Annotated in this window: 27 protein-coding genes; 15 read left to right on the top strand and 12 right to left on the bottom strand. The window is 54.1% G+C overall.

What is annotated here, in order from left to right; translation table 11 throughout:
* The coding region (locus O6944_02880; GenBank protein ID MCZ6718084.1) for a hypothetical protein at positions 1 to 232 on the top strand (232 nt) is incomplete at its 5' end.
* A gap of 84 nt (positions 233 to 316) precedes the next feature.
* Complete coding sequence (locus tag O6944_02875; protein MCZ6718083.1) at positions 317 to 1,222, top strand: bile acid:sodium symporter family protein; 906 nt, start codon at positions 317 to 319, stop codon at positions 1,220 to 1,222.
* A gap of 42 nt (positions 1,223 to 1,264) precedes the next feature.
* Here O6944_02875 and yqeC read toward each other — a convergent pair whose 3' ends face one another.
* The 3 genes from yqeC to O6944_02860 all read right to left on the bottom strand — a co-directional run bounded on the left by yqeC (position 1,265) and on the right by O6944_02860 (position 3,923).
* Entirely contained in the window at positions 1,265 to 2,020 is a 756-nt protein-coding gene (yqeC, locus tag O6944_02870; protein ID MCZ6718082.1) for a selenium cofactor biosynthesis protein YqeC, read from the bottom strand.
* 7 nt (positions 2,021 to 2,027) lie between these two features.
* Entirely contained in the window at positions 2,028 to 3,146 is a 1,119-nt protein-coding gene (locus O6944_02865) for a hypothetical protein (GenBank protein MCZ6718081.1), read from the bottom strand.
* Positions 3,147 to 3,299: 153 nt separating this feature from the next.
* Complete coding sequence (locus O6944_02860) at positions 3,300 to 3,923, bottom strand: 5-formyltetrahydrofolate cyclo-ligase (protein ID MCZ6718080.1); 624 nt, start codon at positions 3,921 to 3,923, stop codon at positions 3,300 to 3,302.
* A gap of 489 nt (positions 3,924 to 4,412) precedes the next feature.
* Here O6944_02860 and rpsP point away from each other — a divergent pair, with 489 nt between their 5' ends.
* The 7 genes from rpsP (at position 4,413) to O6944_02825 (ending at position 8,899) form a co-directional block, all read left to right on the top strand.
* Positions 4,413 to 4,667, top strand: coding sequence for a 30S ribosomal protein S16 (gene rpsP / locus O6944_02855; protein MCZ6718079.1), 255 nt, complete (start codon positions 4,413 to 4,415; stop codon positions 4,665 to 4,667).
* Positions 4,668 to 4,791: 124 nt separating this feature from the next.
* Positions 4,792 to 5,346, top strand: a complete 555-nt coding sequence (rimM, locus tag O6944_02850) for a ribosome maturation factor RimM (protein MCZ6718078.1) — start codon at positions 4,792 to 4,794, stop codon at positions 5,344 to 5,346.
* A gap of 2 nt (positions 5,347 to 5,348) precedes the next feature.
* Positions 5,349 to 6,104, top strand: a complete 756-nt coding sequence (trmD, locus tag O6944_02845) for a tRNA (guanosine(37)-N1)-methyltransferase TrmD (protein ID MCZ6718077.1) — start codon at positions 5,349 to 5,351, stop codon at positions 6,102 to 6,104.
* A gap of 26 nt (positions 6,105 to 6,130) precedes the next feature.
* Positions 6,131 to 6,475, top strand: coding sequence for a 50S ribosomal protein L19 (rplS, locus tag O6944_02840; GenBank protein ID MCZ6718076.1), 345 nt, complete (start codon positions 6,131 to 6,133; stop codon positions 6,473 to 6,475).
* A 405-nt stretch (positions 6,476 to 6,880) separates the two neighbouring features.
* On the top strand, positions 6,881 to 7,096 hold the full coding sequence (locus O6944_02835; GenBank protein MCZ6718075.1) for an MGMT family protein: 216 nt from the start codon (positions 6,881 to 6,883) through the stop codon (positions 7,094 to 7,096).
* Positions 7,080 to 8,000 carry a site-specific tyrosine recombinase XerD gene (gene xerD, locus O6944_02830; GenBank protein MCZ6718074.1) on the top strand — a complete coding sequence of 307 codons (921 nt, stop codon included), beginning with the start codon at positions 7,080 to 7,082 and terminating at the stop codon, positions 7,998 to 8,000. Before O6944_02835 ends, xerD begins: the two co-directional genes overlap by 17 nt.
* Before the next feature lie 170 nt (positions 8,001 to 8,170).
* The gene (locus tag O6944_02825) at positions 8,171 to 8,899 is read left to right on the top strand and encodes a DsbC family protein (GenBank protein MCZ6718073.1); all 729 of its coding nucleotides are present in this window, start codon (positions 8,171 to 8,173) and stop codon (positions 8,897 to 8,899) included.
* A gap of 50 nt (positions 8,900 to 8,949) precedes the next feature.
* On the opposite strand, the gene O6944_02820 is transcribed toward O6944_02825, so the two are convergent.
* Complete coding sequence (locus O6944_02820) at positions 8,950 to 9,630, bottom strand: AAA family ATPase (GenBank protein MCZ6718072.1); 681 nt, start codon at positions 9,628 to 9,630, stop codon at positions 8,950 to 8,952.
* 185 nt (positions 9,631 to 9,815) lie between these two features.
* Here O6944_02820 and O6944_02815 point away from each other — a divergent pair, with 185 nt between their 5' ends.
* Positions 9,816 to 10,091: a hypothetical protein gene (locus O6944_02815; GenBank protein ID MCZ6718071.1), complete on the top strand. Its 276-nt coding sequence runs from the start codon at positions 9,816 to 9,818 to the stop codon at positions 10,089 to 10,091.
* Positions 10,092 to 10,274: 183 nt separating this feature from the next.
* Here O6944_02815 and O6944_02810 read toward each other — a convergent pair whose 3' ends face one another.
* Positions 10,275 to 10,451: a hypothetical protein gene (locus tag O6944_02810; GenBank protein MCZ6718070.1), complete on the bottom strand. Its 177-nt coding sequence runs from the start codon at positions 10,449 to 10,451 to the stop codon at positions 10,275 to 10,277.
* Between the two features lie 101 nt (positions 10,452 to 10,552).
* Here O6944_02810 and O6944_02805 point away from each other — a divergent pair, with 101 nt between their 5' ends.
* From O6944_02805 to O6944_02785, 5 genes are all read left to right on the top strand, one after another.
* A complete protein-coding gene (locus O6944_02805; GenBank protein ID MCZ6718069.1) occupies positions 10,553 to 11,257 on the top strand; it encodes a hypothetical protein in 705 nt (234 codons plus the stop codon).
* Positions 11,258 to 11,480: 223 nt separating this feature from the next.
* The gene (locus O6944_02800; protein ID MCZ6718068.1) at positions 11,481 to 12,416 is read left to right on the top strand and encodes a M23 family metallopeptidase; all 936 of its coding nucleotides are present in this window, start codon (positions 11,481 to 11,483) and stop codon (positions 12,414 to 12,416) included.
* A gap of 76 nt (positions 12,417 to 12,492) precedes the next feature.
* Positions 12,493 to 15,198: a preprotein translocase subunit SecA gene (gene secA, locus O6944_02795; protein MCZ6718067.1), complete on the top strand. Its 2,706-nt coding sequence runs from the start codon at positions 12,493 to 12,495 to the stop codon at positions 15,196 to 15,198.
* 69 nt (positions 15,199 to 15,267) lie between these two features.
* The gene (gene argJ, locus O6944_02790) at positions 15,268 to 16,488 is read left to right on the top strand and encodes a bifunctional glutamate N-acetyltransferase/amino-acid acetyltransferase ArgJ (protein MCZ6718066.1); all 1,221 of its coding nucleotides are present in this window, start codon (positions 15,268 to 15,270) and stop codon (positions 16,486 to 16,488) included.
* 93 nt (positions 16,489 to 16,581) lie between these two features.
* On the top strand, positions 16,582 to 17,556 hold the full coding sequence (locus tag O6944_02785; GenBank protein MCZ6718065.1) for a Nudix family hydrolase: 975 nt from the start codon (positions 16,582 to 16,584) through the stop codon (positions 17,554 to 17,556).
* An 8-nt stretch (positions 17,557 to 17,564) separates the two neighbouring features.
* Here O6944_02785 and O6944_02780 read toward each other — a convergent pair whose 3' ends face one another.
* The 7 genes from O6944_02780 to O6944_02750 form a co-directional block, all read right to left on the bottom strand.
* Positions 17,565 to 17,783, bottom strand: a complete 219-nt coding sequence (locus O6944_02780) for a DNA gyrase inhibitor YacG (protein ID MCZ6718064.1) — start codon at positions 17,781 to 17,783, stop codon at positions 17,565 to 17,567.
* Complete coding sequence (zapD, locus tag O6944_02775; protein MCZ6718063.1) at positions 17,780 to 18,550, bottom strand: cell division protein ZapD; 771 nt, start codon at positions 18,548 to 18,550, stop codon at positions 17,780 to 17,782. Before zapD ends, O6944_02780 begins: the two co-directional genes overlap by 4 nt.
* Before the next feature lie 30 nt (positions 18,551 to 18,580).
* Entirely contained in the window at positions 18,581 to 19,234 is a 654-nt protein-coding gene (gene coaE, locus O6944_02770) for a dephospho-CoA kinase (GenBank protein MCZ6718062.1), read from the bottom strand.
* Positions 19,216 to 20,091, bottom strand: a complete 876-nt coding sequence (locus O6944_02765; protein MCZ6718061.1) for an A24 family peptidase — start codon at positions 20,089 to 20,091, stop codon at positions 19,216 to 19,218. Before O6944_02765 ends, coaE begins: the two co-directional genes overlap by 19 nt.
* A gap of 87 nt (positions 20,092 to 20,178) precedes the next feature.
* Positions 20,179 to 21,396, bottom strand: a complete 1,218-nt coding sequence (locus tag O6944_02760; GenBank protein ID MCZ6718060.1) for a type II secretion system F family protein — start codon at positions 21,394 to 21,396, stop codon at positions 20,179 to 20,181.
* A gap of 3 nt (positions 21,397 to 21,399) precedes the next feature.
* A complete protein-coding gene (gene pilB / locus O6944_02755; protein ID MCZ6718059.1) occupies positions 21,400 to 23,106 on the bottom strand; it encodes a type IV-A pilus assembly ATPase PilB in 1,707 nt (568 codons plus the stop codon).
* 179 nt (positions 23,107 to 23,285) lie between these two features.
* The coding region (locus O6944_02750) for an AAA family ATPase (protein MCZ6718058.1) at positions 23,286 to 24,078 on the bottom strand (793 nt) is incomplete at its 5' end.

Raw genomic sequence — 24,078 nt, 5'->3', positions numbered from 1 at the left:
CCAGCGTGACGTAGAGGTAGATGTTGGTACAGAAGATATTGTGACCAGTACCGTGGAGATGGACGAATCGGTAGAGAAAGCAATACTGTCACCGGAAGATTGGCTTAAGGAGATCAAACAACTTAGGGCGACGGAGCAACTTAGGGAAGCGGAGGTGAGCCTTAAACGATTTAAAGTCGCCTATCCGAATTATCCGGACGAAGACATCCGGGCGATCCTGAATTCGGATTAAACACGCCCAATTCATAACTCGAATCTATAATATATTATTAATATAAATCACTAATAATTATGTAGTTTTTGTGCCGTTCATTTAATGGGTTGGGTAACTAGACTGTTCCCCCTATGGGCGTTGATGATTGCCGTTCTTGCGGCTGTCTTTTCGGCAGAATTTGTCAAATTTCAGCCAGCCATCGTCTCGTTGCTCGGGCTTGTGATGTTCGGCATGGGCATGACACTGACGGCAAAACACTTTGCTATGGTGTTACAACGGCCTTGGATCGTTATGCTGGGTGTCACACTACAGTTTGTGCTCATGCCGCTTATTGCATGGTTACTCAGTACTGCGCTCGATCTCTCTCTGCCTATCGCAGTTGGATTGATCCTGGTTGGGTCATCTCCTGGTGGTACCGCATCGAATGTGATCTGTTATCTTGCCAAAGGTAACGTTGCACTCTCGATTACATTGACTTCGGTGACAACTGTTTTGGCCGTGTTCATGATGCCTTTTTTGACATGGTTTTATGTTGGAAAGACAGTGCCTGTGCCTGTTTGGGAAATGCTGCTGAGTATCTTGAAGATCATCATTGTGCCAGTGACGTTGGGGGTCGTTATTAATACTTACTTCGGTGCACGATTAGAGGCTGTGAAGAGAGTGTTCCCACTAATCTCTGTGCTGGCCATTGTCATCATTATCGGGATCATCGTAGCGTTGAATGAAGCACAACTCAGATCGCTCGCAGGCCCTGTAGTGACTGCTGTGGTATTGCACAATCTGATTGGGCTCGCGGGTGGTTATTGGTTGGCAAAGGCGCTGGGTTGTGATTCCATTATCTCCAGGACGCTTGCGATTGAAGTCGGTATGCAAAACTCTGGTTTAGCTGTCGTGCTTGCGGTCAAATATTTTTCGCCTGTCGCTGCATTACCTGGAGCAATCTTTAGCATTTGGCATAATCTTTCGGGCGCATTGCTTGCGAGCATTTGGGCACGTCGCGCCAACTAGGGCCCGGATGCCCAATATAGTGAAGCTGGAACCTCCTGAACCTCATCGGTATACGACGCGAACCAGGGGGTCGGCACTTGTCATTGCGGCCAGCACAACGCGATCAAATCGATCAGATAGGGCGAGTGCCTGCTCGGCAGCCTCATTGGCGAGGGCCTCGCATTTGGCATCGTCCACCATATTGATGAGTGGCACCACGAAGGCGTTGCCAACATGCTTCAGGGCGCCGTTTTTGTCAGTCAAGAGCCGCGCGACGTGTTCTGTTGTGATGAGATTGCCCGGAAGGGCACCAGTGACCGCCGAAATGTGCTCGATCCGGTGGGCAACGCGCTCTGTCAGTGGCTCTCCGATGGCCTTAGCCGAAACGATGGGAATGATGGTCGTTGTGTCCTGGGGTACATTTGGTTCATCGTGCTGAGGCGCCTTGATCCATCGCCCACGTGCGCCGTCTGCCTTGACCAAAGTTACATCGAATGCCGCAGCCGTATGGATTTCGACAACCTGTGCGGGATCGAGCCCGGCAAGACGCCCCTTTTTCTCAGATGGCCGTGCAAAGGCGATTCGTCGTCGCCTTGCTGCTGCCGCTACCACGGTGTCCGAGAGCCGAGGGGGTTCATCAATGATCTCTTCGGCGCCCAGACTTTTGGGAAAAAGCGCTGTATGGACCGTGGCGGTGATACCGACTCGGCCGGGATGTTCCCCGGCTAAGCGGTAAAGGGTGGTTTTCTTGCCACCGGCGCCGACCAAACAGACGAGTCCCCGGTGAGCCATAAGCGCGTCTAGGAGGTCTGTGGTCATCCCCCCGCTATTCCTCTTGGAGCACGGCGGCTGATATGGAAAGAATTCGGGGAAGGAAATTCGCTGTAAGCTCCCAGTGATCCCCCGCATCGGCGCTGGCGAAGAGATGCCCACCGGAGGTGCCGAAATACACGCCGCAGGGTTCGAGCCCGTCGGTGGCCATGGCCTCTCGTAACACGGTTACATAGACATTGTCTTGGGGAAGGCCTTGAGTGAGTGCTTCCCATTTCTTACCGGCATCACCGCTGCGATAGACGCGGAGTTTTCTATCGACCGTTGTGCGCATGTGAGCGCTTTCTTCTGGGACGACGTAGAGTGAATCGGGGTCATTGGGATCGCTGACAATGGCATAGCCGAAATCGCTTGGCAGGCCTTCGGTGATCTCGACCCAGGTCTCGCCTCGATCATCGCTCAGATAGGTGCCGTTGTAACACTGGCGGTAAAGGCGCGACGATCTGGCCGGATGCATGATGAGCCGGTGGATGTTATGACCGGTTTCGGGATTGAGCGCCGGCAGGTTCTCAGCGCGGACCCCCCGATTGATAGCCTTCCAGGATTCTCCACCGTCATCCGAGCGGAAGGCGCCACCGGCTGAGACGGCGGCGTAGAGTCGCTTTCCATTGCTTGGGTCGACATGGATGGAATGCACGGCAAATCCCCCGCGCGCAGGCTCCCAGGTCCCGCGTGTGGGGTGGTGGTTGAGCCCCTCAATGGGCGACCAACTTTGGCCCTGATCTTGGCTTACGAATAACCCCGGCGGGTCAATCCCTGCATACAAGCACGCTGGTGCTTCGGGATGACCCGGTGCCAGGTACCAGATCGCATTGACGCTTGAGGGGTGTTCCCCCGGCCGATGGCAGGGAACCACGCTTAGGGATTGCCAGGTTCGACCGGCATCGCGGCTTTGATAGATATGCGAGCCCCAGATTGGGTGGCTTGCTGCCGCGTAGCCGATAGGGTGTGCCCGCGGATCTAACCAGGCGTGCAGGATCTTGTAGCCCGGGATGTGTGGTCCGTCAAAGTGCCAGTGCCTACGGGCTCTATCGGCATGCAGGCGAAACAGGCCCTTTTGTGTGCCGAGAAGAAGAACGACATGGGTCTTGTCTTTCTGCAATGGTTTTGGCATTTGGCTGAACTCTCGCCCGTGGCACGGCATTCCTGACTAGTTTTTCGTCGGGTGCCACCATACCGCGCCACGCCCGGTATGAGAAGCCGACTCCTCGCCCGCGGGATGCCGATTAATCTGAAGGGCTAGCGAGGTGTTCTTTCTGGCCGAGCGTCACAACGCTTCGCGGACCCGGATCGTCCTTTCTTCTGTGAGGATCACGTCGACCCGGATGTCGGTGGCGTCAGTCGGCATCTGATCCACGATCTGGGCTTCAAAGGCCAACCCGACTTTCAGCTTGACCGGATGCGTAGCAAACCAATGGTCGTAGTATCCTCGGCCGAAGCCGAGTCTGTTGCCAGACAGGGTGAAGCCCAGGCCTGGCGTAATGGCGACGTCAATGGGGCCCGAATAGAGGACGCTATCGACGGGTGTGAGGATCCCAAGCGTGGCGGGCCGAAGCGCCTCCCAGCCTGTGAGGCGATGGGCTTCCATGGTTTTCGAGGCACAAATCTTCGGCACGGCCACGATCTTGTCCATGAGCGCCCACCGGATGATGGAATGGGTCTCCACCTCGCTTGCGTGGGAGACATATATAAAGAAAGCGGTGGCGTGTCTTACTTCATCTAAATTATAAAGATGTCTTTCTATCCTCCTTGAATATTCGTATCTTTTTTCTACAGGGAGGCGCGCGCGCATGGCTCGCAGCTTTTCTCTCAGCGCCTGCTTTGCCATTGCCATCGGCCGCTCGTGTCCGAGACCAGCCTGATTCTTTTCTGAATATCTTCTCTTATGCACGTTCACCTGCCATGGGCTCTAAGGAGTCGAACCAAGCGGCTACAGGAAAGCGCGCTGGGGCGCCGATCCCGAGGATGAGGAAAGGCGGTGCCTGTTGGCCACAGGACCGTTTATGTGACGTTATTTCGGGCGCCCACGCGGCAATCATGGGATTATCGTTGCAAGCACCTGTTTGGGCGCTATTGAGGCACTGCTTGCCCGGTGCCGTCAAGCAGTGCGTCAAGATGATCCGAAGGGGATTTGCAATGGGTAGAGATTGACGGAACGCCTGGGCTTGAAGAACTGCCGAATTGAGGACTCGCGTATGCGTTGCATTGGATCCCCCGGGGGAGTGGCCAAGCTTTATGGGGCCTACGCAATGGGCTTGGGCGCCTATGACTTCCTTTTTCCGAGACATTCCGTACAATACGCGCGACTTGAGGTTGCGGGGCTTGGCACTCAAATCCCGAATTTTTGGTTCTCGAACGTGTTGGACCCGATGGGGGCGTCATGGTAGCCATTCGACTGGCCCGCAGTGGTGCAAAAAAAAGGCCTTTCTATCACATTGTGGTAACCGATAGCCGCGTTAGACAGGGCGGGCGCGCAATCGAACGGATTGGCTTCTATAACCCCATCGCGACCGGGGGGGAAGCGGAGTTGCAGATTGACCTGCCGCGCGTGGATTTTTGGCTCTCCAAAGGAGCCAAGGCATCGAGGCGGGTTGCCGATCTTATCAAGGCGTATGCGGCAAAAGCCGCTGCTTAATCTAGCTCGTCGAGAGCCAATTCTGAAATACCACAATATCAGTTAGTTACAAACACTTACTCAACTCATTTAGCGGATAGGTCAGGGACGCGAGTGAACCTGATCCCTTGCACACAGAGGCTGAATGGGCCGATCCGACGCAGACGTTACAGCGCGCCAGATTGCCGATGGCAAGGGCAGGCGCGAGCAGGTCATCCTTGGACACATCAGTGGCCTCTATGGAGTACAGGGATGGGTCAGGGTGTTTTCGTACACGCGGCCAAAGGCAAATATTCTGGCGTTCTCGCCGTGGCAGGTGGGTGGCGACCCCGGATGGTGTGAACGGGCGCTCGTCGAGGGCCGATCCCATGGCAAAGGGATCGTTGTTCGACTGGCGGGTTGTGATGACAGAGACCAGGCCACATGTCTCTTGGGGGCTCAGATCGCTGTCTGCCGCAGTCAATTGCCCTTACTCCAGGAAGAGGAGTATTACTGGACCGACCTTATTGGATCAGAAGTCGTGACACGGGATGGGGCGACATTGGGTGTGGTGGCCGAGCTACTGGAAACCGGGACCCATGATGTCCTGGTGGTACAAGGGGAGCGGGAATACCTTATCCCTTGGGTCAGAGATCGCTACGTACTGGATGTGGACTCGGCTCTGGGCCGCATTGAAGTGGATTGGGATCCCGAGTTTTAGGCATGCTCCGTCTTGGCGTGGTAACGCTGTTCCCAGGCATGTTCGATGCGCTGACCCAGTTTAGCATCACGGGGCGGGCTATTGAACGGGGTCTCGTTGAGCTCAGAATCTGGAATCCGCGTGACTTTGCCAAAGATGCCCATCGTTCGGTGGATGACCGGCCCTACGGTGGAGGTCCCGGCATGGTTATGAAAGTGCAGCCGGTTCGAGATGCAATTCGCAGTGCCGTTAACAGTCTGGGTGGGGAATCTCATGTCATCTATCTCACCCCACAGGGTCGAAGACTCGAACAGGCGGGGGTGTCAGCGCTCGCTAATCACAGACAATTGGTCATCGTCGCGGGTCGGTATGAAGGCCTCGATGAACGTGTCATTCAGACGGAGGTCGATGAGGAATGGTCGATTGGGGATTATGTGTTGACAGGTGGGGAACTCCCCGCCATGGTGATGATAGATGCCCTCACGCGCACTATTCCGGGCGTGTTGGGCGATAAGCACTCCGCTTGCGACGATTCTTTTTTCAACGGATTATTGGAGTATCCGCACTACACGCGGCCGGAAGAAATCGGGGGGCTCCGGGTCCCCAATGTGTTATTGAGCGGAGATCATGAGGCTGTCGATCGCTGGCGGCGAAAGCAAGCCTTGGGAAGGACGTGGATCAAGCGACCCGATCTTATTGAGGTATTGGGTCTTGATGAGGACCAGCAGGCGTTACTGGATGAGTTTATCCAAGAGTACCAAAAGAAAGCGGGTGATTAGGCCGTCAAGCGTTTTGGAGCAGTGCCATGAGCAATATCATTGAGCAGATCGAGCGTGAACAAATGACCGCCAAGGTCCCGAATTTTGCGCCCGGTGACACGGTGGTAGTGCAAGTTAGGGTGAAGGAGGGGCAGCGCGAGCGACTACAGGCATTCGAAGGCGTGGTCATTGCCAAGCGCAATCGTGGTCTAAATTCATCGTTTACGGTGCGCAAAATATCGTATGGTGAAGGCGTTGAGCGCGTTTTCCAGACGTACAGTCCAAGCATAAAGCAGATTAAGGTTAAACGCCGCGGCGACGTGCGCCGGGCTAAGCTGTACTACATGCGAGGGCGTCGCGGTAAAGCGGCGCGCATCAGAGAAAAGATCTAGTTCTCCCAGAACGCGGAGTGAGCGGCCCATCGGAACGGAATGCATTAGTCCCGCCTCGCAATGGGCTAACGCAGTCGATGCTTATTTTGTGAACCCAATGCCAGAGGAAGTGCAATAAGATTAGGTATGGACTTGCGGCGGTATGCTCGTCTAGGCAATAGGCCTCATATCGATGCTGCTTATGATTCGCCCATCGGACGCCTCGGAATTACACTGCGCGGCGCGGCTCTGACCCATATCGTGTTGATCGGCGCAAATGATTCGGTCCCATTGTACCGATCACGCCCGGCGCAACGGGTGCGCAAACAGTTAGACCGCTATTTCTCTGACCCCCGCTCTCGGTTTGAATTGCAGCTCGATCCTTCGGGAACACCTTTCCAAAGGCGCGTCTGGCAGGCGCTCTCTATGCTATTACCGGGCGAAGTGGTCACGTACGGTCATTTAGCCCGACAACTTGGCACGTCTGCGCGGGCAGTCGGTGGCGCATGCCGCGCCAACCCCATCCCCCTCGTGATACCCTGCCATCGGGTCACAGGAGCCAATCGTGTCGGAGGCTACATGGGTACGTGTCGGCACGTTCGGCTGAAGCGCTGGCTGCTCACGCATGAACGCTCCGTCTAATAAAACCGATTTCGAGACACTCGACGATTTCGCGATTCTCGAGCGCTTTCTGGATGCGCTGTGGATGGAACGGGGCTTGAGTGATAACACACTTGCTGCATACCGCGCTGATCTCCTTGCATTGTATCAGTGGTTAGCCGCTCGCGGTGGCAGGTTTGTGGACGCCCAACCCTCTGATTTGATGGGTTATCTGGGCAGCTACTCACCGTCCTCCGCGCGCAGCACGGCACGTCGCTTATCAAGCCTGCGCAGATTGTATCGGTATTTGGTGCGTGAGGGCATGATGCGCTACGACCCGAGTGCGCGAATTACACCGCCGCGCCTGGGTCGTTCATTGCCCAAGTCGCTGACGGAGGTGGAAGTAGAGAGGTTGCTAGACGCGCCAGATGTTGCTGCTGCTTTGGGAGTTAGGGATCGCACGATGTTGGAGGTCTTATATGCGACCGGCTTACGGGTATCAGAGCTGGTTAAACTCACGCTGGGTCAGATCAATCGCCAACAAGGCGTTGTTCGAGTCACAGGCAAAGGCAATAAAGACAGGCTTGTACCGATAGGGGAGGAGGCGTCCTACTGGCTCGAGCGCTACCTGTGCGATGCTCGCGCGACCATTATAAGGGGAAGGCCATGCGATGCCGTTTTCCCGACCCAACGGGGAGAATCCATGACACGCCAAGGATTTTGGTACATTGTAAAGCGCTATGCGCTGAAGGCCGGGATTAAGAAGCCCCTATCACCGCATACCCTTCGCCATGCTTTTGCGACCCACCTGCTGAATCACGGAGCGGATCTTCGGATTGTGCAGCTATTATTGGGGCACAGCGACATATCGACAACGCAGGTCTATACTCACGTTGCGCGCGAGCGGTTGAAGACGTTGCACGCACAGCATCATCCAAGAGGATGATGCTGTGGCAAACTCGAACCGGTGGCGACGTGATCTTTACAAACTCAGCGGAACACGTCTTCTGTATTGGTTGTCTGATAGCGTAATGTGAGTCTGTATTGAGTAACTTGAACAAATCGGTCTTCGATCGCGTTTTTAGTCATTATTTCTGATTTAAAGAGGATATTCTAATGCGGACGGCGTTGATGTCAGTCATCGGAATAGCAGTCGTGTACGGCCATTTCAGTTTTGCCTTTGCCGATGATAGTGACGAGGAAAAGCTTCGCAATGCCTTGAAGGTCCTACTGCCGGATGTAGAGGTGACAAGCGTCAGTCCATCTCCGGTCAATGGTCTTTATGAGATCATGCTCGGCCCCGATGTCGTGTATATGACGGCAGATGGCCGCTACGTCATGCGCGGAGACCTCCTAGACCTGAAACAACGTAGGAATCTTAGCGAAGAGAAGCGTGCCCAAGGCCGTATTGATGTCCTCAACTCAATGGCCTTGGACGATATGATCGAATTTGCCCCAAAGGATACTAAGCATACTGTTTATGTTTTTACCGATGTCGACTGCACCTATTGCAGAAAGCTGCATCGGGAGATGAGCGTATTGAACGCAAACGGGATCGCTGTTCGCTACCTCGCGTTTCCTCGTGCAGGAATTGGATCGTCTACATATAAAAAGATGGTCTCGGTATGGTGCGCTGATGATCGTAACAAGGCATTGACCGATGCCAAGGCTGGCAGAGCCATTGAGACGAAGAGTTGCGAGGCACCGGTAAAGGAACAATACAAGCTGGGCCAGCTGATGGGAGTCAGGGGCACGCCGGCGATCGTGCTAGAGACTGGCCAGGAACTGCCGGGGTATGTGCCCGCAAAGGAACTTGTCAAATTACTGAACGGAAACCAGAATTAGCGAACGCTCCGGGCACAATTGCCGATTCTTTGTTGCTTCCCCTACGTCGATTAGAATTTCGGATCCTCCTCAAGCCACTTGTGCATCTCCGCCCACGGGGCCCTATCCTGGTGGCAGTTCCGGGATTGCATTTCATGAACACCAATCCCTTGGTCTACGGCTCGTACATAGTTCTGGGTATCGCGCAGTTGAGCGATGACTGGGATCCTCAAGCTTTGTAGAAAACGTTCCAACGCATCAAACGCCCGGGTATTTTTTTTCAATCTATTTGCAACGATGGCAATGCGGGTCTTTTGGGCCCAGACCTTGCCTACTAAAAGCAGATCGTGAATGAAGTCAGCTGTCGCATGTATATCAATGGACGAAGGCAGCACAGGTACAATAATGATATCTAGCCCCTTGACTTGTTCCGCAAGGTCTTGGCGCTTGAGGCCCGCAGGTGAATCAATAACGACGCGCTGGATCGCTGGTGGCACTCTCAGCTGCCAACTGCGCGTGACGTTGTTCCCGGGGGTTTGATAGGCGGCTACGCCATAGATACTTGCCTGATTGTCCGGGCGCTGGTGTAGCCACCGCATGCTTGCCCCCTGTGGGTCATAGTCAAATAATGCCGTGCCAAATCTCTGTGCAGCATAGAAGCTTGCAAGATTTGTGGCGACAGTGGTTTTGCCACAACCTCCCTTTGCGTTCATTACAATAATGCGCCGCATAGTATCCTTCACTGCAGTCACGCTAAATTACCGATAAATACTGCCTGTACGAGGTTAGGATGAAACGCCGACGCGTGAAACGCAAGGGTTACAATGCGGCGCCCGGAAGATGGCGATCGTACTGGTTCTTGGAAATGAGAAATCCAGTGCCGAAACACCGGTTAAAGGTGCTATATTTGAGGATAAGTTCACAGGGGAGCATAGTGATGTTTTATCTACGCGGTATTGTCTTGGCCCTGGGCTTATTTATGGCCGCATTTTTTAGCTACGCGGATGTCCTGTTGCTCGAATCAATAAGGGACACTGCGGACGTGCCGCGCCCCGCCGGCGGAACGACTATGGTCCAGGTTGAACAAAAGTATGGTGCCCCGGAGCAGCGACTCGGTACCATCGGTGATCCGCCGATTACCCGCTGGTTGTATTCAAACTTCGTTGTCTATTTCGAATATGATCGTGTTATCCACGCTGTGGTAAAACGCTGATCTTTTCAACGTGGCGATTAAAAGCCAATGTGTGATCCGCGTTGGTTTTTTTCGCGCGTCTTCCCCTCTTTTGCACCGATAAGACCGGGTTTTCCGCGATCTCGTCTTTTCTGGCGCATCACTGAGCAGTGTAGCTTAGCGCGCTGCAGCGAATCAACGCTTGGTGTGCCTCGAGGCGCCCAATCAAGAGCCGTGATCTATGCCGCCGAGCACGTCCCATGCCTTCGACACCAAATGATTGCTGGAGGGCCGGCCATTCTCCTGCCAGGCCTCCTGCACAGGCGCCTCATCCAGGTACGCCCAGCGAAGCAAGTCTACCTCAGAGAAGATGTGACCTGGTTCACAGATTTTTTGTGGCAACTGTGAAGTCCGTCACATCCGGTGTTTGGGGGCTGCCTATTATTTGATTGTCGAACCCCGGTTTGTCCAATGGCAGGTCGACTGGCTTGGAGGAGAGGGCCATGAACAAAGTACAATGGCAAAGGTGTTTTGGTGTTTTTCTGGTCTCACTGATGGGGGCGCACGCCACGTACGCCGCTAACGATTGGGCGGCAACCGCAGCTGGCGAGGCACTTTCCACCCACGGGCAACTACCGTTTCTGTGGCTTAATGAAACCAGAATGAGTTTGGGTGCCACTGAAAGCGGGGCAAGTCGGACAGACGTACACCTGCGGATGGCGTTTGATGTCACTCTGGAGGAGGGCGCACGTCTAGAAGGTGACTCTGAGGCTGTGGATAATGAAGTCTTGGATTTATTGCCATCGGATAGCCGGTATCTGCACGTGGACTATTTTGAACGGAAGGCCGACGCCCTCCTGGCTGACAAAACGGATCAGCGACTGATGTACGCGGGTTACCTTGGGGGCTTCAAAGACTGGGCAACAATGGATAATCCGACGACGCGCTTCTCGCTCGAAGTATTAGCGCCAGCGTCGTCAAATAGTATCCGCCTGTTCGGGTTTGTTGGTGGCAGCGTCACTGAGGTGCTGCATGTTCTGCCAGCGTGGAATACCAGTGAATTCATGCTGAATTCAGGTATTGGTGCCCGTTGGCAGACAACAGAGGAGTTTAACCTATCACTGCATTCCGGATATGAGCTACGTGATGCAAAGGTCAACGGTGGCGACGGGACGACTCTGCACTTCAATCTCTCTTACCAATTCTAGCTCTATCGGGACGCCGATCGCCATAAGTGCACTCATTAGCATTATATAAAAGATGGTAGAGGGAGGAGGTTGATGATACATCCCAAGTTCCTACGAGCGCCTGTGATGCCGCTATTCGTGTCACTGCGCAGCGTGCCGTCCACGATTCAGCCCGTTAGGATTTATTTCAATTATTTGTCTTTAATTTAGGGGGTCATTGGCCATCGTGTCAGGATAATTATAGATGGAAGTCATTGTCGTATCAAAATCGCAACTTCGGTCATCACGGATTCGGATCGGGCTTGGCACGGTGTTGTGGGTATTGTTGTTGGTGGTGGTGTTGGGGAGCGGGGTATTTTTTGGTGGGATGCATTATGGCTTGGAGGAGAGGGTTGAGCGGCTGTTGTGGCAATCGGATGAAGCGGGTTTAGCGTGGCAGCGGGAGGTTCATCGCCAGCACGAGGAGATTGCGGATGCGAGGCGAGGAGCGCAGGTGCATTTAAACGCGTTGTCGTTGAAGCTGAGCGAGTTACAGGCGCAGATGATGCGATTAGATGCGTTGGGTGCGCGGCTTGCGTCGATGGCGAAGTTATCGGAGGAGGAGTTTGATTTTGATACGGTGCCAGGGATTGGGGGTCCGGTGGACGTTGGTTCATTAAAGGGGATGGAGGTGCCGGATTTTCTGGAGTCGCTGGAGCGGTTATCGAGTCGGCTAGCGGATCGCGGGGAGAAGCTAGCGGCTTTGGAGTCGTTGTTGTTGAATCGGAAGCTGGAGGCGGAGACATTGCCTGCGGGGCGGCCTGTGCGGGGTGGCTGGGTATCGTCGTATTTTGGGCGGCGCACGGATCCGTTGACGGGCAAGCGGGAGTTTCATCATGGCGTAGACTTTGCTGGGCGCGGGGGTTCACGGGTGATGGCGGTGGCGGCCGGGGTCGTGACGTGGTCTGGTCGGCGCTACAGTTATGGGGACATGGTAGAGGTCAACCATGGGAATGGTTATGTGACGCGGTATGCGCATAACCAGAAGAATCTTGTCGGTATTGGGGAGAAAGTTGAGAAGGGCCAGGTGATTGCGGTGATGGGGAGTAGTGGCCGTTCCACGGGCCCCCATGTGCATTTCGAAGTGCTGCACAATGGCAAGGCCGTCAATCCTAAGCAGTATATTTTTTCTGTAAACTGATTAACCCTCCTTCGTTTTTTTTGTCTAAAATCTTAGTTCCTTTCAAATAGGCCATGGTTCCCCATGGCATTGTCATATGGTTGCTCGTTTAATTAGTAAGGTTTTCGGCAGTCGCAACGAACGCGTGCTGAGGCGCATGCAGAAAACCGTTGTGCGTATCAATTCGCTCGAGCCGAAGATTTCCGCTTTGAGCGATGAAGCACTGTTGGCAAAGACAGCGGAGTTTCGTGAACGTTTAGACGGTGGCGAAGCGCTGGAGGACCTGTTGCCTGAGGCGTTCGCTGTCGTTCGAGAAGTCGGGAAGCGCGCTTTAGATATGCGGCACTTTGACGTGCAGTTGATCGGGGGCATGGTGCTGCATGAAGGCAATATCGCTGAGATGCGAACAGGAGAAGGCAAGACCCTTGTTGCCACGCTATCTGCCTATCTCAATGCATTGTCTGGAAGGGGCGTACACATCGTGACGGTGAATGATTACCTTGCCAGACGAGACGCTGAATGGATGGGCAAGATCTATGAGTTTCTTGGTATGCGTGTTGGCGTCGTGGTTCCCGGGCTGGCGCAGGATGAGAGACGTGCAGCGTATGCAGCAGATATCACATACGGTACTAACAATGAATTTGGTTTCGATTACCTGCGGGACAACATGGCCTTCGATAATGCGGCGCGGGTTCAATCAGGGCTGCATTACGCGATAGTTGACGAAGTCGATTCGATTTTGATCGATGAGGCGAGAACGCCTTTGATTATCTCTGGGCCCACGGATGATACCTCGGAAATGTATGTACGGATTAACGCTCTGATCCCAAAACTCCAGCGTCAGGCGGAGGAGGAGGGGCCGGGTGACTACACGGTGGATGAGAAGGCGCGACAGGTCTATCTGACCGAGGCGGGCCATCAACACGTCGAGCATCTGTTAACGGAGGCGGCGATCCTCAACGAAGTTGAGAATCTCTATGACGCGGCTAACATCAATTTGATGCATCACCTCAATGCAGCGCTCCGTGCCCATGCACTCTTCCAGCGCGATGTGGATTACATTGTCAAAGACAATGAGATTGTTATCGTCGACGAATTCACCGGTAGAACCATGCCGGGACGACGCTGGTCCGAAGGTTTGCACCAAGCTATTGAGGCCAAAGAGGGTGTCCCCATACAGAGCGAGAATCAAACGCTTGCCTCGATTACCTTCCAGAATTACTTCCGGCTTTATAAGAAGCTTGCCGGGATGACGGGAACGGCGGACACGGAGGCCTTCGAATTTCAGCAGATTTATGGTTTGGAGGTCGTGGTGATTCCGACCGATATGCCCATGATTCGCGAGAATCTGGGCGATGTGGTCTATCTCACGGTCAAGGAAAAGTTCAAGGCGATCGTTGATGATATAAAAGACTGTAGACAACGAGGCCAGCCCGTATTGGTCGGTACGACGTCCATTGAGGTGTCGGAATACCTGTCAGGACTCCTGGACAAAGAAAAATTTCCGCACCAGGTGCTGAACGCTAAATACCATGAGAAGGAAGCGGAAATCATCGCTCAGGCGGGCAGGGTCGGTAGCGTAACCATCGCGACGAATATGGCTGGGCGGGGAACGGATATCGTGCTCGGCGGCAATCCAGATGCAGAGATCAAGGTACTTGAGACCCCGGATGAGGTCATGATTAGCCGCATTAAGAACGAATGGAAAAAACGCCATCAGCAGGTCGTCGAGAGCGGTGGCTTGCACATTGTTGGTACGGAGCGCCATGAATCGAGACGCGTTGACAATCAGTTGCGCGGTCGGTCCGGCCGGCAGGGTGATCCAGGTTCAAATCGCTTTTACCTGTCACTAGAGGATAACCTGATGCGGATATTCGCCTCAGAGCGGGTATCAGCGCTGATGCAAAAGCTAGGGATGCAAGAGGGGGAGGCCATAGAACATCCTTGGGTAACCAAAGCGATCGAAAATGCCCAACGTAAGGTAGAGGCAAGAAATTTTGACATCCGCAAACAACTATTGGAATTTGATGATGTCGCGAACGATCAACGCAAGGTTATCTATGAGCAGCGTAATGAACTCCTGGATGTCGAGGACATATCGGACAATATTACCGCTATTCGAAGCGATGTAGTAAACGGTGTGATTGATGACTATGTGCCGCCTGAGAGCCTTGATGAGATGTGGGATGTGGCTGGTGTGACAGAAGCCATAGAAAGGGAATTTGGCCAGCGTCTCGAGATCCAGAAGTGGTTGGACGAGGACGAAGCCCTACATGAAGAGACGCTGCGCGAGCGGATTCTGGAAGCGATCGAGGGCGCGTATAAAGAGAAGGAAGCCTTGGTTACAGCAGAAGTTATGCGGCGATTCGAAAAGCAGATCATGCTGCAAGTACTGGATACGCACTGGAAAGACCATCTCATGGCGATGGATCATTTGCGCCAAGGGATTCACTTGCGTGGGTATGCGCAAAAGAATCCGAAACAAGAGTTCAAGCGCGAGGCCTTCGAGATGTTTGTGCAGATGCTGGACCGCATCAAGCATGACGTCATTGGTATACTTTCCAGGGTTCAAGTGCGAGCTGAGGAGGATATCGAAGCGGTTGAACGCCAGCGCAGGCGGACTGCACCGGTACATTATACCCACGCAACACCAGCGAGTGCGGTATCGGAGAATCCAGGAGCGGAGGAGCCTGCGCCGCAACGAACGCCATTCGTACGTGGCGAGCGCAAGATCGGCCGTAATGAACCCTGCCCTTGTGGTTCGGGAAAGAAGTACAAATACTGTCACGGTAAGTTAGCATGAATGTACGTGGCTGCAGGGAGGCCGTAGGCGTACTTGAGTCCCTTGTTCTGTCTTCGGGGCGGAGTGCCAATGGTAGTTGGTCTGAGTAATCTTCCATGCTTGCACCCCATTGCGGGGATCCGCTTGGGTAGCGCCCCGCAACATGCAAGAAAAGATAGCCGCAATGCGATCATGGTAATGGCCATTGAACCCGGGGGACAGTGTGCGGCTGTATTTACCCGTAATGCCTTTAGTGCCGCGCCTGTGAAAATTGCACGTGCTCACCTAAATCAGGGACCACCGCGTTTCTGCCTGATCAATTCGGGGAACGCAAACGCGGGAAACGGTGCACGGGGTCTGGAAGATGCACTTGCCACTTGCAAGGTGTTGGCAGAGCATACCGGGTGTTCCGTTACGAACGTGCTGCCTTTTTCCACAGGGGTTATCGGTGAGCCCCTGCCAGTTGCTTGGATTAGTGACGCGATCCCCACAGCTGTCGCCGCATTATCAGAAAATGGATGGGCTGATGCTGCACGTGCGATCATGACGACCGATACAGTCCCCAAAGGCGTATCTGAGAAAATTCAGATTCAAGATCACACACTCACGGTAACCGGTATCGCAAAAGGGGCAGGCATGATCCACCCCAATATGGCGACCATGTTGGCTTTTGTTGCGACCGATGCGAGCGTGCAAGGCATTCTCTTGCAACAATGTTTGCATGATGCGGTTGACCGTTCTTTCAATCGGATCAGCGTGGACGGCGATACGTCCACAAACGATGCTTGCGTCCTCGTGGCCACAGGACAGACTGACCTACACCCGATTGACGCGGTGGATAGTGAAGCGTACGTGGCATTTCGGGATGCGGTGACTGAGGTATGCACACACCTGGCCCAAGCCATCGTCCGTGACGGAGAAGGAGCAACGAAATTTGTGACCATTGAAATTCAGGATGGTAAGACCGACCAGGAGTGCCGCCAGGTGGCATACACTATTGCCAACTCCCCTCTCGTTAAAACGGCCTTCTTCGCATCCGATCCGAATTGGGGACGCATCCTTGCTGCACTTGGAAGAGCTGGTCTCGCGGGTTTGGACGTCAGTTGTGTATCAATCTTCCTTGATGATGTTTGTGTTGTGAGAGATGGTGAACGGGCGGCTGAGTACACGGAGGCCAAAGGCCGGGCGGTGTTAAGTCGCGACGAGCTTAAAGTACGTGTGGAACTTGGTCGGGGTCGCGCATCCTCGACGGTGTGGACCTGCGATCTGTCCTACAATTATGTTCGCATTAATGCAGAGTACCGTACCTGATAAATAGGTATATGTGACCGCACGCAGCAATATCGAGAAGGGACATAAAGGATATACCTCGCATCATTGATCGTGTCCTACGAAGCGGTACATGTGGCTGTTGGAGTTGTCTCGAATGCGGCAAAGAGGGTATTGCTTGCGTTGCGTCCGTCCGACGTCCACCAAGGAGGACTGTGGGAATTTCCAGGTGGCAAAGTCCGATCCGACGAAGACGTCCGGAGCGCTTTGCACCGCGAATTGGCTGAGGAGGTAGGCGTTATCGTCGACCAGGCAAGGCCACTTATCAAGATTCGTCATGAGTACCCTGAGCAATCCGTTACCTTGGATGTATGGTGTGTCGATGCATGGCATGGTGAAGTCATCGGGCGCGAGGGTCAACGCGTCGAGTGGGTTGCACGTAATGAACTTTGTAAACGTACATTCCCTCTTGCCAATCTTCCAATCATCACGGCTGTGAAATTACCATCACTTTATCTTATCAGCCCTGAGCCGGGTGCGGATTGGGATGATTTCCTCGGCAGGATCGACGTGTGTCTCTGCGCCGGCGTGCGACTATTTCAACTGCGCAGTAAGCGTCTTTTGGCAAAGCGATATCGAACGTTGGCGCGCGAGGTTCGACGTGTCTGTAAAGCTCACGGCGCGGTGCTGTTGTTAAATGCGTCTCCGACTGATGCCGTCGTGTGCGGCGCTGACGGTGTGCATCTCTCAAGCGCCAGACTTTTACAGCTCAATGAGCGGCCGCTTGGGAGGGACCACTGGGTGGCCGCCTCGTGCCATCATCTTAAGGAGATTGAGCACGCGGGGCGTATCGGCGTTGACTTTATCACTGTTTCCCCTGTTTATGAGACGTCAAGCCATCCTAATGCTCGGCCATTGGGCTGGGAGGGATTTCGAAAGCTCGCCGATCGTACAGGTATGGCGGTGTATGCACTGGGTGGCATGCAGCCTGCCCACATTGAGACAGCCTGGAGAGCGGGCGCACAAGGATTGGGAATGGTCAGTGCGATCTGGGACGCGCCTGATCCCAGCCGCCGAATTTGTGAATGTCTCTCTGATACAAACGCATAATGGGACGATCAATCATCGTCGGATAGGTTGCTGTCTGCCTCTGTGTCCCTTTCCCAGGGCTCTCCGTCATGACCGCTTGATGCTTGGCCGATGATGCGATGGCGGCCATCAAACCAAGCGCCGAGATCGATGAGTTGACAACGTTCACTACAAAAGGGGCGCCACCTATTTTCCGGAGATCGGATTATCGGTCTGTCACACACGGGGCATTTTGATCGCGGAATCATAGGATGCAACAGTGCAATTCAAATTCGATATCCTCATCGGTCTGAACGGGCCGAGAGTCGGTAGTCGGCTGCTCGAGGAAGCGTACTGAGAATCGATGTTTCCCGCCGCTAACTTCTGGGAAGCATTCAGCAGCCGATGGCAGAATGATTCGGATCATCTGACAAGTCACATTCGGTTCGATCGGTGCTTGGTAAAATCCATTGACGGCGGTTTCCTGGGTTGGGGTAGCGCTGCTTCGGATCATTTGCAGCGCAAGATCGATGCCTTGATGCACGACGGTCAAATCGGTAAGCCATTCATTTAGATCCGCCACACGTTCCTCTACTGGTTTATGTAGCCAGTGATAATAGGCAGGAATATCAAAGTTACATGTACCACCAGGGATCGCGCTGCGTTGCTTGATTGCGATGGTTAGTTCGTTCTGGCTCAGCCGTTGTGCGGGAAGACAGCTGTTATGTCGTAGGGTTTGTAGAAGATCATTTACGTTGGCAAGTACAGCCTGGAGTCGGTCATCGTCTACCCCCGGATTTTGCTTGAGCCGCGTTAAGGTTGCAGCATTCCGTTCTAGCTCTTTAATGAGCTCCGTTTTTACGTCGGCCCGAGAAAGCAGATCGGCGATGTCAATGAGCCCCGCAAGGGCTGCACGGCTGTCCCACTCGCTGGGCCCTTTTAATCTGTGTGCAACGATTCTGAACAGATGCTCGAGCCGAAGGAAGAACCTAATCCTTTCATTCAGCGGCTGTTCGTAAGCAATCTTGCTCTGCACGTCACTCGCGGAACTTGATGTTTGAAGGTCTTAATTGTCTATTACTTGGGGAGAGCTGGCAAACCCGCGCTCGACGAGATCTATATATGCGTGGTGAAGTTTGTCGACCTGTTCCCGCAATCGATCCAGATCAGCGTCATTTACGATAACATCGTCCGCGGCTGCCAGCCGTTCTTCACGGCTTACTTGGGCCTGCAAGATCAATCGAACGTCTTCATCGTCGCTGTCATCCCGCGCCTTTACCCGTTCGATCTGAGATGCCTCGGGCGCATCCACCACTAAGACGCGATCCACGCGGTTGATAGCATTGGTTTCCAACAGAAGCGGAATGCATGCAACGCAGTACGGCGCATGGAGGTGCTGCACTTGGTTGTCCATTTCGTCGTAGATTTGAGGATGAAGAATAGACTCGAGCTGTAGCCGCATCTTGGGGTTTTTGAAGATTGCTGAGCGAAGTTGATCCCTTCGAAGGGCCCCTTTTGTATCGACAATGTGTGGACCAAATTCCTCAATGATCGCCTGCAACGCGGGTTCGCCGGGGGCAACGAGGTTCCGGGCAATGGCGTCGGTGTCAATTACTGGGACACCAAGGCGCGAGAAAAACTCGCACACGGTCGTCTTGCCGCTACCGATACCACCGGTCAGACCCACAAGCCAAGTGCTAGTTAACTCGGGGTTGCCCATAATAAATAGGCCTGTGTGATGTTGTGACCCCAGACGAGCGCGATCCAGCCGGCGCAGGCAAGATAGGGACCGAATGGGATGGGCTTGCTTTTATCGCTGCCCGTCAGCGCTATGAGTGTGAGGCCTACGACAGCGCCTACCAGGGCGGACAGCAGGATAATGAGTGGTAGCATTTGCCAGCCCATCCATGCACCCAGCATGGCGAGCAGCTTGAAGTCGCCATATCCCATTCCTTCTTTACCTGTGACAAGTTTGAATAGGATATAAATTAGCCAAAGCACCGAGTAGCCTACCATTGCGCCGATGAGGCTGGATTGTGTGTCGGTGAATGTACCGAATAGATTAAACGCCAAGCCCAGCCACAAGAATGGCAAGGTGATTGTATCCGGCAGCAGGTGATGGTCGATGTCGATAAAGCTGAGTGCGACAAGCGCCCAGGTAAGCAAGGCTGCCCCTGCCGCCTGCCAGCCGATGCCAAAGTGCCAGGCGGCATAGGCTGCCAATACACCGCTTAACAACTCGACTAGCGGGTAGCGAATTGCGATGTGCGCCTGACACGCAGTACATCGACCGCCCTGAACCAGGTAGCTGATAAGTGGGACATTCTCAAGTGCCGTAATGGCATGCCCACACGCAGGACAGTGTGAGGCTGGGCGCATGAGGTTGTACGGTTGCTCCTCAGAAGCAGGCTCGTCAATAGCCAGAAGCTCCACACATTGTGACCGCCATTCCCGCTCCATCATTTTTGGTAGACGGTGGATCACAACGTTCAAGAAGCTGCCCACAATAAGCCCCACCATACCCATGCCTACCGCGAAGGCAATGGGATTGGCTTCAAGATAGGTGATGACCGGCATCACGAAGGGGGGTAACTAGGTTGCAGACTGCGGCTACTGGCCAACTGCAGGCATCATATGCCCGCTTACCGCAGCAAATCGAATCGATCAGACGACCGCCCCCAGCTTGAAAATGGGCAGGTACATGGCGACCACGAGGCCACCAATAAGGATACCGAGCACAGCCATGATGAGGGGTTCCAGCAGGCTGGTAAGCGCATCAACTGCGTTGTCGACTTCTTCTTCGTAGAAATCGGCAACTTTGCCTAGCATGGCATCGAGGGAACCAGCCTCCTCGCCGATGGCGACCATCTGAACGACCATGTTGGGGAACAGGTTAGAACCTCGCATCGCGGCCTGCAGTTGTGTGCCAGTCGCGATCTCGTCGCGTATTTTCATCGTGGCGTTGTAGTAGAGAATGTTTCCAGTGGCGCCAGCCACCGAGACCATCGCCTCGACTAATGGGGTCCCCGCGGCGAACATAGTCGCCAGCGTGCGGCAGAATCGAGCGATAGCGGCCTTCTGGAGAATACTGCCGATGATGGGGATCTTAAGGGAGACCCGGTCGAGGAAGTGCGCAAAGCGTTTGAACCGTTTCTTTGCTGCAATGGCACCCCAGATGGCGGCGATGATCCCTCCCCCGATGGCCCACCAATAGGCCTGGAAGAATTCGGACAGGTTGATCACCATGCGGGTGAGTGCAGGGAGATCCGCCCCAAATCCGGAAAACAGGGCTTCGAACTGGGGAATGACGAAAATAAGCAGGATCGCGGTGATGACAAACGCCACCACAATAATCGCCGTCGGATAAAAGAGCGCCTTCTTGATTTTGCCCTTGAGTGTCTCCGTTTTTTCCTTATAGGTGGCAATCTTTTGCAATATCGGTTCAAGGATACCCGCGTGCTCGCCTGCAGCGATCAGACTGACATAAAGTGAGTCGAAATACAGCGGATGCTTAGCCAGCGCTTCGGCAAGGGTACCCCCGGCTTCCACGTCGGCCTTGATGGTGAGGATCAGCTCTTGCATTGAGCGATTTTCGTGACCGCGACCCAAGATCTCAAATGATTGGACCATGGGCACCCCGGACGCCATCATCGTAGATAGTTGGCGGCTGAATAGGGTAATGTCTTTCGAAGTGATCTTTTTCGTACCGCCAAACAGCGGCTTCGGCTTTTTCTTGACCTTGAGTGGATTGATGCCCTGGCGTCGTAAAAGGGCCTTGACGAGCGCATCGCTGGTGCCGAACATCTCTCCTCGAACGCGCCGACCCTGCTTGTCCGCGCCTTCCCAGACAAACATATCCCTCTTGACTGCTGGTCGTGCCATGGCTTACTCCTGCGTAACTCGGTCGATTTCTTCCAGACTTGTGATCCCTCCCTTGACCTTCACAAGCGCGGACTGTCTGATGTCTGGAATACCTTCTTTGCGGGCCTGGTCGGCCAGCGTCACCGCATTGGCGCTGTCCATGATCATGCGTTTCATCGTGTCGGATACCGGCATGACTTGATAGACGCCGGTACGGCCCCTATATCCTTCATTGCACTCACTGCAGCCGACTGGGCCGTAGATTTTCAGGCCGCCATCGATGTCGCCCGTTGTGAAACCCGCATCAAGCAGGGCCTCCTTGGGCAGGTCAACGGGTTTTTTGCAGTGCTTGCATAGGCGCCGGGTCAGTCGCTGGGCGATGATAATATTGATGACCGTGGCAATCGCGAAGGGTTGGACCCCCATATCGATCATGCGTGACAGGGTTTCCGGGGCGCTGTTGGTGTGCAACGTTGCCATCACCATATGGCCTGTCTGAGCTGCCTTGATCGCGATCGACCCGGTTTCAAGGTCACGGATCTCACCTACGAGGATAATGTCCGGATCCTGCCGCAGGAACGCCCTGAGTGAGACTGCAAAGGTCAATCCAGTCTTTTCATTGACCTGCACTTGATTAACCCCCGGCAAGTTGATTTCGACCGGGTCCTCGACTGTCGAGATGTTCACCGCCTCCTTGTTCAGTATATTAAGGCCGGTGTACATCGATACCGTTTTTCCGCTGCCGGTGGGTCCGGTTACAAGAAACATGCCCTGAGGCTTATGAAGACTTTCCAAAAAGAGCTGTTTCTGGAAGTCCTCGTAGCCAAGTGAATCGATCCCGATCTGTACGCTCGAGGAATCGAGGATACGCATCACCGTTTTTTCGCCTTGCAGCGTAGGGCAGGTACTAACGCGAAAGTCGATAGCTTTGGTGGGGCTGATCTTGAGCTTAATGCGTCCATCCTGAGGTATCCGGCGTTCCGAAACATCGAGCCGCGACATGACCTTAATTCGTGCAGCAATTTTTCTGGAAAGGGTTAATGGTGGTTTTGCAAACTCACTCAAGACCCCGTCGAGACGGAAGCGGACGCGGTAGAATTTTTCGTACGGCTCAAAGTGAATATCCGAGGCACCGCGTTTGATCGCGTCTAGCAACACTTTGTTAACGAATCGAACGACCGGTGCATCGTCAACGTCCGCGTCGTCCTTTTGATCTGCCTTGTCCTCGCCGATCTCTAGGGAATCGAGATCTTCAAATTCTGACTCCTCCATATCGGCAAGTCCGGAATCAGCAGATCGGTCAATCGCCTTTGAGAGCTTGTCTTCTTCGACGAGAATGGCTTCGGTGTTAAGCCCGGCGTGGAACTTTATCTCATCTAAGGCCTGCAAATTGGTCGGATCGGAGACCGCCACATAAAGCCGCTTGCCCCGTTTGAAAAGCGGCAATGCATGGTGCTTGTTTATTAGCTCTGATGCGACGAGTTTGGTCGTCGCCGGGTCAATCTCCATGGCATCGATGTCAAGCAGCGGTGCGCCGAATTCCTGCGCGGCGGCATGGGCAATGCCGCTGGCCTTTGCCAGCTTGTTCTCTACGAGGTAGGTGACGAACGGTTGCCTTTCCTTCAAGGCCGCTCGATGGGCCTGCTGGGCGTCTGCCTCGCTCAGAAAACCGTCGACGACCAGTTTTCGCGCAAGACCGCCGAGATGGACTTTGTTTGTTGAGACGGCCATAGACTACTAATACCCTAAGAATGGGACGGCATAACCAATGAATATTAGTTTATATGCCAGCAATAGCCAACCATTTGGGGCGTGCCAAGCGGGGCTTTAGAAGGGTCTTGGGACCAATTTGTGACAGAATACGCGGTTTCGCTCAAACAATGTGGCGTCCGGGCGGTGCCTGGCGCCTGTCAGGCTGCGCTACTCGTTATCTTGTTGAATACTAGCGCGCCGTCTTTGACATCAACGGCAATGACGTCCCCTGGCCCGAACCGGCCCGCCAGGATCGACTCTGCGATTGGCGTCTCAAGATGATTTTGGACGGCGCGTTTAAGTGGCCGTGCACCATAAACCGGATCAAAGCCCGTGCTGCCCAAATTATCCAGCGCCTCCGTGGATACATCCAGATCAATATTTTGATCCTTAAGGCGAGCGCGAAGACGATCAACCTGCAACTCTGCGATGGCGCGAATCTGTTCCCTCTTGAGCGCATGAAAGACGATGATTTCATCCACGCGGTTGATGAATTCCGGTCGGAAGTGTTGGGCAACGACCTCCATCACGGCCTTTTTCATCTCTTGATAGTCTGCTTCACCCGCGAGCGCTTGAATTCGTTCGGATCCGAGGTTTGAAGTCATTACGATAACGGTATTGCGAAAGTCGACAGTACGACCGTGTGCGTCGGTGAGGCGCCCATCGTCTAAGACCTGCAGGAGGATATTGAAGACTTCCGGGTGGGCTTTTTCGATCTCATCCAGAAGGATCACAGAATAGGGCTTGCGCCGCACCGCTTCGGTTAGATAGCCGCCCTCTTCATAACCTACATAACCAGGTGGTGCGCCGATCAGCTTTGCGACCGCATGCTTCTCCATGAATTCGGACATGTCGATACGTATCATCGCCTCCTCAGTGTCAAATAGGAAGGTAGCGAGGGCCTTGGACAGTTCCGTCTTACCGACACCGGTAGGTCCAAGGAACAAAAAC

This window comes from Gammaproteobacteria bacterium (genome assembly GCA_027296625.1).
Classification (GTDB): Bacteria; Pseudomonadota; Gammaproteobacteria; order JAKEHO01; family JAKEHO01; genus JAKEHO01.
This window is presented reverse-complemented; position numbering and strand designations above follow the sequence as displayed.